Annotated in this window: 12 protein-coding genes and 1 tRNA gene; all 13 read right to left on the bottom strand. The window is 42.2% G+C overall.

Annotated features, from left to right (window positions below):
• Positions 1-28: 28 nt before the first annotated feature.
• Complete coding sequence (gene rdgB / locus C7E02_RS12720; protein ID WP_105309732.1) at positions 29-652, bottom strand: RdgB/HAM1 family non-canonical purine NTP pyrophosphatase; 624 nt, start codon at positions 650-652, stop codon at positions 29-31.
• Between the two features lie 23 nt (positions 653-675).
• Positions 676-1,830, bottom strand: coding sequence for a THUMP domain-containing class I SAM-dependent RNA methyltransferase (locus C7E02_RS12725; RefSeq protein WP_105309733.1), 1,155 nt, complete (start codon positions 1,828-1,830; stop codon positions 676-678).
• A gap of 260 nt (positions 1,831-2,090) precedes the next feature.
• Complete coding sequence (locus C7E02_RS12730) at positions 2,091-2,294, bottom strand: hypothetical protein (protein WP_005331971.1); 204 nt, start codon at positions 2,292-2,294, stop codon at positions 2,091-2,093.
• A gap of 387 nt (positions 2,295-2,681) precedes the next feature.
• Positions 2,682-3,203, bottom strand: coding sequence for a DUF1700 domain-containing protein (locus C7E02_RS12735; protein ID WP_186279131.1), 522 nt, complete (start codon positions 3,201-3,203; stop codon positions 2,682-2,684).
• A 283-nt stretch (positions 3,204-3,486) separates the two neighbouring features.
• Positions 3,487-5,598 (bottom strand): glutamine synthetase III family protein, encoded by a 2,112-nt coding sequence (locus tag C7E02_RS12740; protein WP_005338590.1) that lies wholly within the window; start codon positions 5,596-5,598, stop codon positions 3,487-3,489.
• Between the two features lie 204 nt (positions 5,599-5,802).
• Positions 5,803-6,669 (bottom strand): class II fructose-1,6-bisphosphate aldolase, encoded by an 867-nt coding sequence (fba, locus tag C7E02_RS12745; protein ID WP_105309735.1) that lies wholly within the window; start codon positions 6,667-6,669, stop codon positions 5,803-5,805.
• Between the two features lie 293 nt (positions 6,670-6,962).
• Positions 6,963-7,034 (bottom strand) — tRNA-Glu (locus tag C7E02_RS12750).
• 428 nt (positions 7,035-7,462) lie between these two features.
• Complete coding sequence (locus C7E02_RS12755; RefSeq protein ID WP_105309736.1) at positions 7,463-8,836, bottom strand: sodium-dependent transporter; 1,374 nt, start codon at positions 8,834-8,836, stop codon at positions 7,463-7,465.
• Positions 8,837-8,840: 4 nt separating this feature from the next.
• Positions 8,841-9,791 (bottom strand): diacylglycerol/lipid kinase family protein, encoded by a 951-nt coding sequence (locus C7E02_RS12760; protein ID WP_105309737.1) that lies wholly within the window; start codon positions 9,789-9,791, stop codon positions 8,841-8,843.
• A gap of 94 nt (positions 9,792-9,885) precedes the next feature.
• Positions 9,886-10,149: an HPr family phosphocarrier protein gene (locus C7E02_RS12765; RefSeq protein WP_005338598.1), complete on the bottom strand. Its 264-nt coding sequence runs from the start codon at positions 10,147-10,149 to the stop codon at positions 9,886-9,888.
• 16 nt (positions 10,150-10,165) lie between these two features.
• Positions 10,166-11,044, bottom strand: a complete 879-nt coding sequence (gene whiA / locus C7E02_RS12770; RefSeq protein WP_105309738.1) for a DNA-binding protein WhiA — start codon at positions 11,042-11,044, stop codon at positions 10,166-10,168.
• Positions 11,045-11,053: 9 nt separating this feature from the next.
• Positions 11,054-11,935, bottom strand: a complete 882-nt coding sequence (gene rapZ, locus C7E02_RS12775; RefSeq protein WP_005331962.1) for an RNase adapter RapZ — start codon at positions 11,933-11,935, stop codon at positions 11,054-11,056.
• A 1-nt stretch (position 11,936) separates the two neighbouring features.
• Positions 11,937-12,848: a UDP-N-acetylmuramate dehydrogenase gene (gene murB, locus C7E02_RS12780; RefSeq protein ID WP_105309739.1), complete on the bottom strand. Its 912-nt coding sequence runs from the start codon at positions 12,846-12,848 to the stop codon at positions 11,937-11,939.
• Between the last annotated feature and the right edge of the window lie 59 nt (positions 12,849-12,907).

A 12,907-nucleotide genomic window follows, 5' to 3' on the forward strand; every position in this document is an offset into this window, starting at 1 on the left:
TGCCTTTTCTTTCGTCTGGTTATATCTTCTATTTGCTTTCCAGCTTTTCTTCCAATATTTTGCGCATTTTGCGAAGTCCTTCTCCGCGATGGCTCAGTTCATTTTTCTTCTCCGGTTCAAGTTCCGCACTGCTGCAGCCAAACTGCGGCAGATAAAAGATCGGATCATATCCGAATCCATTTTCCCCTGTGATCTCATAACCAATACGGCCTTCCATCGTTCCTCGTACAACTTCCGTACTTCCGTTTGGAAGCGCCGCCGCTATCGCACATACAAATCTTGCCGTACGCTTCTCATCCGGCACTCCCTCAAGCCGGTCTATCAGCGCCTGGTTCTTAATATCATAAGACGTATCCTCACCCATATAGCGTGCCGAATAGATTCCCGGTTCTTTATTCAGCGCATCGATTTCCAATCCGGAATCGTCCGCCAGAACAACTGCATTTTTATACTCCGGCATCTTCCGTGCAATATCCGCGATCGTCGTCGCCTTAATTAACGCATTTTCCTCAAATGTCTGTCCATCCTCTACTACATCCGCCTGGATTCCGGCTTCTTTCTGGGACAAGATCTTGCAGCCAAGATCTGCTAGAATCATACGGATCTCTATCATTTTATTTTTGTTACCTGTCGCAAATATAATTGTGTCCATCTTCAATTCTCCTCTGGTTTTTCCTACTTCTCCCTCAGCTTTTTTGGCGGTTTCGGTCCAAGGAACTGATAGAAATAAGTCTTCAACATTCCATTATAAATCTTACGATTCTTATCCGCCTTGCGTCCAAAATATCGTTCAGCTTCTTCATAAGAAGTTATCATATAGGCAGACCAGCTGTCCAAATGCTTAAAGCTCTCACCAAATGCTCTGTAAAGGGCCGGAAGATCCTTTTTATCCTCCAATCGCTCACCATACGGTGGATTGGTAATCACAAAACCATATTTTTTCGGGTGATGCAGATCTTTAACGTCTCTTTCCTGAAAATGTATCAGATGATCCACTCCCGCCTCTCTGGCATTGCGTCTTGCGATCTTAATTACAGAACTGTCCAGATCGTATCCCTGAATGTCCACCTTGACATCATCCTGAATCAAATCATTTGCCTCATCAATCGTGTCATACCAGACCTTTTTCGGTATAATATTCATCCAAGATTCAGCTGTAAAAGAACGATTCATTCCCGGAGCAATATTGGCTGCCATCATAGCCGCTTCAATCGGAAATGTTCCACTTCCACAAAATGGATCTACCAGGATCCGGTCTTTATTCCAAGGTGTCAGCATAATAAGTGATGCCGCCAACGTTTCTGTAATCGGCGCTTTTCCAGACACTTCTCGATATCCGCGTTTATGTAAAGATACCCCTGAAGTATCAATTCCAATTGTCACAATGTCTTTCATTAAAAATACACGTACCGGGTAAGATGCTCCATCCTCCGGGAACCATTCGATGCCATAATACTCCTGAAGTCTGCGTACCATCGCTTTTTTCATAATAGACTGAATATCTGACGGGCTGAACAGCTTACTTTTTATCGAAGCAGCTTTCGCAACCCAAAATTTTCCGTTTCTCGGAATATATTCTTCCCAGCGAAGGCTCTTCGTTGCCTCAAACAGCTCTTCAAAGCTTGTTGCTTTAAAGCTCCCCACCTTAATGAGAATACGCTCTGCCGTACGCAGGAACACATTTGCACGGCATATAGCCTCCTCATCTCCGATAAATGTGACTCTTCCGTCTTCCACTTCCGAAATCTCATATCCAAGGTCTATAATTTCACGTTTTAGCACTGCTTCCAGTCCAAAATGGCACGGAGCAATCAATTCCATTCTTCTCATATATCTCTCCAAATCATCATTTGCATTAAAAAAGTTTTTCTTTCATATTACTTTTATTACCGGGCACTGTCAATCATTTCCGTAAGTCGGACTCAACAAAAAATATTGAAAAAATATATTTTCAAATATCTCAGGCAGTTTCTCGATCATTATCACTTTCTATTTCCGGCAACGCAAACAGGGACATGCCTTGTGGCATGCCCCCGGTCGCCAGCAAAATTCACAGTATACCTGCAAACCACGCTGATCATCAGCTCTGATTAGTATCTGTCACTCTCATCATGACAGTTGCGGTCAGATGCGTTAGATGCATTCTTGTTTGAAGAATTCTTTGCATTCTTGTTTGAAGTCTTGTTAGATGCGTTTTTATCCCCCATACTTGAATTTGTTTTGTTCTTGTTTGTTGAGTTGTAACCATCCTCGCCGTAACTGTTTTTGTTTGATGAACTGTAATTCTTAGCCATATTAATTCCTCCTAATCTTTTTTGCTGCAAAATTAGTATGTCCCGGCATCCGAATTTTATGTGATGTAAAATAGTTTTATTTTTATATTTTTGCATCTTAATCTCACCTTAAGGTTTTTTTAAGATTTTTCATTTTTATCTTGCTTTTTAGAAATTCCTATATTATACTTGAATTCGTAGGAAGCACAACTTTCTACAACCCCTTATTAATTATTTATACTCCCCTCAAAAGACTGATAGCTCCCCTATCAGTCTTTTATTTTGCCCTATTTTCCCAAACAAAAACAGATATTCTGGCAGGCTTGATTTTAACCCCGTCGGAATATCTGTTTCTTATTTCATATATTTTCTATATATAAATCATATTTATATGACTGCCTGTCTCGCTTACCATCGCCGGCCACTTCCGCCAATCAGTCTGATAATCAGCATAATGATCACAAGCGGAATCAAAATCGGTGCCAGAAGGCTTATAATTCCTCCAACAATCGATACTACAAGCACGATAATCCCAATAATTCCAAGTATCAGCAACAGCTTTTTCCACCAGGTATCAAAGCCAAATGTGTGCACATGTGCCTGATATCCCTGATTCTGATCATAATAATCCTCGCGTGTATAATCCCCGCCATCTCCATATACCGGATCACTGAATCCACTATTAGCAGTAGTATAAGAACTTCCAGCATTTCTGCCCGTGCCCCGCTTTGCCTCCTCCGCATCAATAATTGTCTGCGCAATTACCCACGGATCACCAAGATCCGCGGTCACCTCTTCTTCTGTTCTTCCAAGATTCACTTGAACACTGATATACCCATCATAATATGCAACATTTTCCTGCACAGTCTCACGATCCAGATCATTACCAAGAGCCTTTCTAAGCCCCTCCAGGAATTCATTTTTTGTCATATCTTCCATCTCCTTCCTTAATCTCTTATATCTAATATTAACACTTAATCGTTTCTATTATGTATCACGAGCGAGCCAGACACCTTCACACTTTATTATTTAAAGATCCACAATGCATCTCTACTCCATACAACATTACTCAAATGCCATAGAAAAAGACCTTGAGCCTAGAATAGCACAAAGATGTGTCCATTCCAAGTCCAAGGTCCTTATAAAATCCTTAATTCTTTCTAAAGTTTCCGCAGTCTACAATCTCCTGTACTCTGCTATCGGAACATTTATCTTATACTTCAAACATCAGATCTCCGTAGGAAGGCATTGGCCATGCTTCTTTATCTACGATCATCTCAAGTTTGTCAACTGGTGAACGAAGCGCAGCCATAGCCTGCACAACTGTGAAGTGATAGTATCTGGCCTGCTCTTCTCCTTCTTCCATCTCTACAGCTTTCTCTGTAACTTCTGTTAAAGCTTTCAGAGCGCTCTTGCTCTCTACAAGAAGAGCCGAAATCTCTGTCAGAAGCTCAGACTGTACAGAAACGTCTGCACCTGCTGCCTTTACAGCATTGATTGTATCTGCAAGTTCTTTTGTATATTTGATAACTGCAGGAATGATCTGTTTTGTAGCCATATCGATCATTGTGCGAGCTTCAATATTGATTGCCTTTGAGTAGTTCTCGTATTTGATCTCGGCACGGGACTCAAGCTCTGCCTTTGTAAATACTTTATATTTCTCAAAGAGGTTAATTGCTCTATCTGTTGTCAGTGCCGGGATAGCTTCTACCATAGACTTGATGTTCGGAAGTCCACGTCTCTCAGCCTCTGCAACCCACTCGTCAGAGTATCCATTTCCACCGAATACGATTCTCTGATGCTCTGTCGCATATTTCTTGATCAGATCATGTACTGCAAGATCAAAGTCATCTGCTTTCTCCAGTACATCACATGCCTCTGCAAATGCATCTGCTACAATTGTGTTAAGTACAACGTTCGGTCCGGCAATAGAATCACGAGATCCTACCATACGGAACTCAAATTTATTACCCGTAAATGCAAATGGTGATGTTCTATTACGGTCTGTAGCATCTTTTGTAAAATCCGGAAGTGTATCTACACCTGTCTTAAGGATTCCTTCTGCAAGACTATGTGTAGCTTCTCCTGTGCTGATCAACTGATTCAGGACATCCTCAAGCTGCTCTCCAAGGAATACAGATACAATTGCCGGTGGAGCCTCATTTGCTCCAAGTCTGTGATCATTTCCCGGATCAGCTGCAGACTCACGAAGAAGATCTGCGTGCTCATCAACAGCTTTCAAAATACATGTAAGTACAAGTAAGAACTGGATATTCTCATGAGGTGTATCACCTGGATCCAGAAGATTCTTTCCATCATCCGTTGTCAGTGACCAGTTGTCATGTTTACCAGATCCATTAACTCCTGCAAATGGTTTTTCGTGAAGCAGACACTTCATACCATGCTGACATGCAACTCTCTTTAATGTCTGCATTACAAGGTGGTTGTGATCCAAAGCCACATTTGCCTCAGCATAGATCGGTGCAAGCTCATGCTGTGCCGGTGCAACCTCATTATGCTGTGTCTTTGATGAAACTCCAACTTTCCAGAGCTGTTCATTTACATCTTTCATAAATCCTGCAATTCTCTGGCGGATTGTTCCAAAATAATGATCATCCAGCTCCTGACCTTTTGGAGGCATTGCTCCGAAAAGTGTACGTCCTGTATAGATCAAATCTTTTCTCTGCATGAACTTTTTAGCATCTACTAAGAAATATTCCTGCTCAGGTCCAACAGAAGGTGTTACCTTCTTAGCTGTTGTATTTCCAAAGAGACGAAGTAATCTCAATGACTGTTCATTGATTACCTGCATAGAACGAAGAAGTGGTGTCTTCTGATCCAGTGCCTCTCCTGTATAAGAACAGAAAGCAGTTGGGATACAAAGTGTAGCACCTGCTGCATCATGTCTTACAAATGCCGGTGATGTACAATCCCATGCTGTATATCCACGTGCTTCAAATGTTGCACGAAGTCCTCCGGACGGGAATGAAGATGCATCCGGCTCTCCTTTGATCAGTTCTTTTCCAGAAAAGCTCATAAGAACCTTTCCACTCGGAAGCGGTGCGGAAATGAATGAATCATGCTTCTCAGCAGTTACACCTGTCAATGGCTGAAACCAGTGCGTATAATGTGTAGCTCCTTTCTCAATTGCCCACTCTTTCATCTCATGTGCGATGACATCAGCTGTGGCAAGGTCTAATTCTTTTCCTTCCTCGATCGTCTTCTTCAAATCCTTGTATACTTTTTTCGGAAGGCGCTCTTGCATAACAGTGTCATTAAATACATCTTCTCCGAAAATGTCTGCTACATTAAAACGCTCACTCATATCCTGCTTTCCTCTCTTTCACTTATTTTAAATCGTAATCATTCAATACCATATTCTTATACTCGCCGTTTGTCAAATACTAAACAATTACTATTTTTATATATACAGAAAAGGCACTCCAATTCAACATTGGAACGCCTTTGTTCTGTCTATGTCTGTTAGTATAACCCTATCGTCTGAAAAAGGCAAGTATAAATTAAATCTTTATTCAGCCTTACCAACTGAGCCAAATAATTCCATCTTTTCTTTGACAGTTTCAATAATTGCATCTGCACCTGGTTTGAGAAGTTTACGTGGATCGTATCCTTTTCCTTCCAGATCCTTTCCTGCCTCAATGTATTTACGTGTAGCTTCTGCAAATGAAAGCTGGCACTCTGTATTTACATTGATCTTAGCAACACCGAGACTGATTGCCTTTTTAATCATATCATCCGGAATACCTGTACCACCGTGAAGAACGAGCGGGAGTTTTCCAGTTAACTGCTGAATTGCATCAAGAGTCTCAAAGCTGAGTCCCTGCCAGTTTGCAGGATATTTTCCATGAATATTACCGATTCCTGCTGCCAGCATTGTAACACCGAGATCAGCGATCATCTTGCATTCCTTAGAATCTGCGCACTCGCCCATTCCGACTACGCCATCCTCTTCTCCACCGATAGAGCCAACCTCTGCTTCAAGAGAAATTCCTTTCTCATTGCAGACTTTCACAAGTTCACGCGTCTTCTCAATGTTCTCCTCGATCGGATAGTGTGATCCGTCGAACATAATAGAGGAGAATCCTGCCTCTATACACTTATAACATCCTTCGTATGTACCATGGTCAAGATGTAATGCTACCGGAACTGTGATATTCAGTTCTTCAATCATGGCCTGTACCATAGCGGAAACTGTCTTGAATCCTGTCATCCATTTTCCTGCGCCCTCAGATACACCAAGGATAATTGGAGATTTTACCTCTTCTGCTGCAAGAAGCGCACTTCTTGTCCACTCCAGATTGTTGATGTTAAACTGCCCTACTGCATAGTGGCCTTCTACTGCTTTTTCAAGCATTTCTTTTGCTGATACTAACATATTAAATTCCTCCATTTAAATTGTTACCTTTGCTTTCCTCATTATAGACCATAACATTCTAAATGACAAGTATCTGGAGACATGTGATTTTGTCAAAAAAATTCAGCCAATCCCGAAGTATTTTCGTCATATTTTTAACAATTAAATTCTACGCCTTTTTATACTTCAAATAAGTCATTTCCATTTTCTGGACTAATACTTTTGTAAAATATCTTTCCCAGGTGAATACTCCTCAGACTTCGTTTCATCACGGATACAACAAAAAAATCCACAGAACAATCTGTGGATCTTAGTGACTCCGAGGGGAATCGAACCCCTGATTCCAGCGTGAGAGGCTAGCGTCTTGACCGCTTGACCACGGAGCCATATCAGTTTTTATGTTTTTTCCGTACCCTCGCATTCGGTACTTGCTTAGTATAGCAAAGGTTTCCCAAGAATGCAAGCACTTTTTTCAATTTTTTTAAACTTTTTTATTTTTTCATCAAATTCCGACATTTTGCAGGGACGCATCTGACATTCCGATGCTCCTTTATACTGGAAATCATATTCGGCTTTCGGTGTATTGGCTTTCTTACGCTGGGCTCAAATATCTATTCTCTTTCACCCGCAATAAAAATTTCATATTTTAGTTTATAACATCGCAATTAAACAATACATTCTTGCTGCGAGGTGCGCGTCATGCAATTGCATGACATACTTCTACTGCGCACCTCTGCAAGTCTACACTCCGTTTCGGTCGGCGCAAAATTATTGTTTGTACGACATCGTAATCTAAAACTACGTTTTTGATGTCCTAACCTGCGATCAAGCCCCAATAACCCTGCACAAATATAAACAGCACGATCAGCGGCAGGATAAATGTCAGGTAAAACCGGATGGCTTTATGTGTCGGGAATTTCACTCCAGATCCGGTATTTGCTTCTTTTATGAAATTATCCCATCCCCAGCCATATCTTGTCATACAGAACAAAAGATATACCAGTGATCCAATCGGCAGAAGGTTATTACTTACAAGGAAATCCTCGATATCCATAATACTCTTTCCACCTATAGAGAATCCTGCCCAGTCTGTCATTCCAAGCACACACGGCACTGCAAGAAGAATCAGCAGAACTCCATTAATAAGAACAGATTTCTTCAAAGAAATCCCCCACATATCTCTTGCGAATTGGATAATATTCTGGAACACTGCGATGATCGTGGAAAATGCTGCAAACGACATGAACAGGAAGAACAGGGATCCCCAGATTCTTCCGCCAGCCATCTCACGGAATACATTTGGCAGTGTCACAAATACAAGTCCTGGTCCCTGACCCGGGTTTACATCAAATGCAAAACAGGATGGAAATATAATCAGACCTGCAACAAGCGCTACAATCGTATCCAGAACGGTGATGCTGATTGCCTCTCCAGTCAATCTTCTCTCTTTTCCAATATAACTTCCAAAGATTGCCAGTGCACCAATTCCGACACTTAAAGTAAAGAATGATTGCCCCATTGCCGCAAACACCGCTTCTTTAAATCCATTTTCGGCCATCTTACCAAAATCCGGAAGCAGATAGAACTTCAATCCGTCTATCGCACCGTCCAGTGTCGTTGCACGAGCGACCAATATTAACATAATTACAAACAAACTGGACATCATGAATTTTGTCATTTTCTCGACACCATTTTGAAGTCCCATAGAACACACTATAAGCCCCAGCACGGAAATCAAAATCATCCAGAACAGCATTTCATTTCTGTTAGAAGTCAGTTCTCCAAAAACCGCCTCCACCTGCTTTGTGTCAGCTCCTACGAAATCTCCTTTTACCATCTTTACGAAATATGCAAGCATCCAGCCGCCGATTGTCGTATAGAACATCATCAGCAGATAATTACCTGCAATTCCGAAATAGCGGTAAATGTGCCATTTACTTCCTTTTGGTTCCAGTTCATTGAAAGACTTTGCAATACTCTTCTGGCTTCCACGGCCAACCGCGAACTCCATAACAATGATCGGAAGTCCTAAAATCAAAAGAAAGAACAGATACAGAAGCACAAATGCTCCTCCTCCGTACACTCCTGTGATATACGGGAATCTCCATACATTTCCCAGACCAATTGCACAGCCTGCGGACATTAATATAAATCCCAGTCTTGATGAAAATTTTTCTCTAGTCTCCACTTATTTAATCTCTTTCTATTTTATTTTTCTGCTCGCTCAGCTCCAGTACATGATTCTCCGGAACCATAATCTCCATTGCCTTCTGAGCATTCTCGATTTCCACATAATCCTGTTCTCCACCGAACTCTCCATCCAGTGTCCACGGAATCTCTTCAACAGAATCAAAGGTAATTTTTTTTGTCTTAAATGTGTACATATGCTTTGTATCCACCTGCTCGATCAGGAGTGCTGCAATAATCTCCTGCAAAGCAATCGGATTCTTCGGTGTCTTGATCAGTGTCACTTCAAATAGTCCGTCGTCAAATACTATATTTTTCCCGACCATATTAGAAAAGCCGCCAACGGAACGAGAATTCGTCACCATACCGAAGATAAATTCGTCCTCGATAACTTCCCCGTCATGCTCCACCTTAATTTTATAGGAAGGAATGTTAAAGATTCTCTTTGCACCTTCCAATATATACGCCATATGACCAAGTACATTTTTCACTGCCTGATCTGTCTCGTAAGACACATCTGTAAAAATTCCAAATGCTGCAATATAAACAAATACGCTGTCATTGAACTTTCCAATGTCGCACGGAAATGGAACTCCCTTCACCGCATTGTCTGCTGCCGCAAGGGGTTTTCTCGGAATGTGCAGACTCTTGGCAAAATCATTCGTCGTTCCTGCCGGAATATACCCTACCGGAACAACATCTTTTCCCATCTCACGGCGCTTCATCATTCCAGTCGCAACCTCGTCAATCGTTCCATCTCCACCGCTACACGCAATCAGATCATATTTGCCAACTTCGTATTCCTTGATTTGATAATAAGCGTCCCTGTATGCCTGTGTCGGATGCACTGTCACTTCATATCCCGCTTTCACAAAGATATCAAGAACATCTGACAATCTTGGCTTTAACATCTCTTTTCCCGCACGTGGATTGTATACAAATAGAAGCTTTTTCATCTGACATTTCCTCCATGGTTTTACAATATATTCCAAAAAGAGGGCATGTGAGATGCCCTCTTTCGATTCCTCAATTATCTATGTATGTTATTGATTACTGTGCAAGCAGAAATGATTCCACTCCACTTACAGCCTGCTCCTCGTCGTCTCCCTCAGCAATGAGAGTAAGGTTGGTTCCTTTTCCCGGCTGGTGTGACTGTAATGCCATCATCCCCATAATACTTTTGGCATTAATCTTCATGTTGTCCATCTCAATGTACACCGTACTGTCATACTGACTTGCCTCCTGCACAAGATGTGCGATTGGTCTGGACTCCATGTCCAGGTCTGACTGAAGTGTAACAGGTTTCTTAATCATATAAATCCTCCTTAAACTAACCCCTTAACTTATCTGCTATCTCGCTAATCTTTCTCAGCCGGTGATTCACCCCTGATTTTCCAACCGGGTCTGCCATAAGACTCCCCAGCTCTTTCAGAGTAGCATCCGGATTCTCAAGCCGTGTAAGGGCAACGTCTCTTAATCCTTCTGGCAAATAATCCAAGCCAACTGTATCTCTGACATACACAATATCTTCCATCTGCCTTACGGCCGCCGATACGGTCTTGTTGATATTCGCTGTCTCACAATTAACTTTTCGATTCACTGAGTTACGCATCTCCTTCAGAATGCGGACATTCTCAAGTTCCATGAGGGCGATGTGCGCTTCCATAATGTTCAGGACATCCACAATCTGGGATCCTTCTTTCAAGTATACGACAAATGTCTTCTTACGCGTTACGATCTTAGCATCCAGGTCAAAGCTGTTGATCATATCTCTCACATACTCTGCCTGTGCAAGTTCCCCACACACAATCTCAAAATGATAAGACTTGCTCGGATCACTCATCGATCCTGCTGCAATGAATGCCCCCCTGATATAAGCACGCTTACAGCATACAGCCTGCACAAGTGCATTCTTTACCGCCAACAGTTCCCCCCCTGCCCAACGCATAAAATAACTTGTGCTTCCATTCGTCATATTCTTTCGGACTACGATGTCAGCTTCTATATTAAATGTTTTTGACATTAATGTAAAGCACTTTCTCGCTACCAGATAATTTTCTGATCGAAATCTAATCGTACATATACCATTTTTATCTTCTTCAAATTCCCCGCACATATGTAAAATCGCAGTCAATTCTGCCAGATTACAATGCCGTGCTTTCGCGACATGCTCTGCGAGTTCTTCTTTTATTTTCCCCGAAAACGACATGATACTCACCTATTTTGCCTTCGTGATCGCATCTTTTCCGATATCACGGTGCTCAATGCGAACTCCATAGCTGTCTGTTTTTTTCAGCGCCTCATACAATTCATTTGCCAGTGTAACGGAACGATGCTTTCCTCCCGTGCATCCAATTCCGATCACGAGCTGTGTCTTTCCCTCGGAAATGTAATTCGGTATGAGAAATTCTACCATATCCGTAAGCTTTGTCAAGAACTGTTTTGCTGTGTCGTTATTCATCACATAGTCTCTGACCGGCTGATCATTTCCACTCATAGGACGTAACTCTTCTATATAATATGGATTTGGCAGAAAACGTACATCAAACACCAAATCCGCATCATTCGGAATTCCATACTTAAAGCCAAATGACAACACCGTAATGTAAAGGTTCTTATATTCCTTGTTCTGGACAAATATCTTGTTCAGCTCTGCTTTCAGTTCTCTTGTAAGCATATGACTGGTATCTACAAGATAATCCGCTTTTTTCTTCAGGAATCCAAGAAGTTCTCGTTCTCTCTTCAGGCCATCTTCCACACGTCCGTCACTACCTGCCAGCGGATGAAAACGTCTCGTCTCTTTATATCTCTTTACAAGTACATCATCGCTGGATTCCAGATAAAGGATCTCATACTGGCAGCCGCCTTCATCCAGAACTTTCAGTACATTCGCAAGCTCCTGAAAGCTCTGTCCACTCCGGATATCTACTCCAAGAGCTGCTTTATTCATCTCCGTACCCGGCACCGCCAGAAGTTCTGCAAATTTCGGAATCAATGGGACCGGTAAATTATCTACACAAAAATATCCCATATCTTCCAGCATCTTAAGTGCCGTACTTTTTCCGGCACCGGACATCCCAGTCACAATTACAAGTCTCATCTTATTCGTCCCCTAATCTCTTCACTTCCGGTTCCAGATCCACGCCGGAATTCTCCTTCACGCGTATCTGTACCTGTCTCATCAGTTCCATAATATCTGCTGCCGTCGCATGATCCCGATTGATCACAAAACCACAGTGCTTTTCGGACACCTGTGCTCCTCCGACCTGAAATCCCCGAAGTCCGGCATCCTCAATCAGTTTTCCTGCAAAATATCCTTCCGGACGCTTAAACGTACTTCCGGCACTTGGATATTCCAACGGCTGTTTCGTCACACGCTTCTCCTTCAGCTCATCCATATAAGTTTTGATCTTCTCTCCGTCTCCGCGCTCAAGCTTCAACGCCGCCCCAAGCACAATATAACCTTTCTTCGCAATCACACTAGTGCGGTATCCAAGCTCCAGTTCATTACGGCCCAGTTCTATAATCTTACCTTTCCCTGTAAGCACTGTCACAGATTCCAGCACGTCCTTCATCTCACCACCGTAAGCTCCTGCATTCATCATACAGGCACCTCCGATTGTCCCCGGAATTCCGGAAGCAAATTCAAAACCTGAAAGCTCTGCCCCCAGCGCTTTAGCCGCGATTCCTGAAAGCAATGCTCCAGCCTGTGCCTTTACAAGATCACCTTCTACCTTCACTTCATTCATTTCCTTATAAATCTGAACGATCACACCGCGGTATCCCGCATCAGACACAAGAAGATTACTTCCATTTCCTATAATATAATACGGCATTCCTGCTTCTTTACAGATACGGATCACATCTCTTACTTCTTCCTTCGCCTTTGGTGTCACGAAGAAATCTGCCGGTCCGCCCACACGGAATGTAGTGTGACGGCTCATCGGCTCATCGATCAAAATGCTATCCTTTCCTATCACATTGTTCAATTTATCATAAAAGCTCTGATTCATAAAAATCTTCTCCTATACGAAACATTTTCGAATATCCTTATCATACAATAAAAAAGCAG

It is taken from the genome of Dorea sp. Marseille-P4042 (assembly GCF_900290215.1).
In the GTDB taxonomy this organism is placed as follows: domain Bacteria; phylum Bacillota; class Clostridia; order Lachnospirales; family Lachnospiraceae; genus Dorea; species Dorea formicigenerans.